Below are 527 nucleotides of genomic sequence, written 5' to 3'. Positions count from 1 at the left end.
AAGATATCTCTAAGTCTAAAAGCTTCATGACCAAATGAGGGGATGTTTGATATTTAATTGCTAGCTCTTCTAGTAGCTCTGCATCTGGTTGAGTAAATGCGCCAGAATCATTTTCTACCCAGTCTAGGTTCTCGTTGAAAACTTCACTGTATATTCGAGGAAGCGAGTCGGTCCAGTCTGGCTCATTTGGGTCATTTAACCATTCTTGACGAATTTGATGTAACTCCGCCGGAGTGATTAATTCCATTTCATGCTCCGTTCCTCTTAACCCTTTTTGTATAGTTAAGAGCTCCTTTAGCCATTGCTGGCGAACTTTTAGGTAAAGTGGTCCTCGAACGACTTGTGCTTCTTTTTCGCCGTCTTCATCGATTCTATTTGCGGAATAATAAGTGACTTTACCGGTCCTGCGTTTAAAGTTCCTTAGCTCATGGCGTTTATCTTCATGGTTGCTTAGCGTAAGTTTATCTCGGAAGTCAGCTAGTTCTTGCATCCATTCTTCACCGCTCAGAATAAGACTTTGCATGGCT

General features: G+C 41.9%; 1 pseudogene. It reads right to left on the bottom strand.

The annotated features are described in order from the left end of the window. Window positions 1–527 (bottom strand): annotated as a pseudogene (locus A3761_RS27260) (DNA phosphorothioation system sulfurtransferase DndC); the annotation flags it as partial.

The sequence above is a fragment of the Oleiphilus sp. HI0123 genome, from assembly GCF_001635315.1.
Note: the sequence above shows the minus strand (reverse complement) of the source record. Positions and strands in the feature narration are given on the sequence as shown.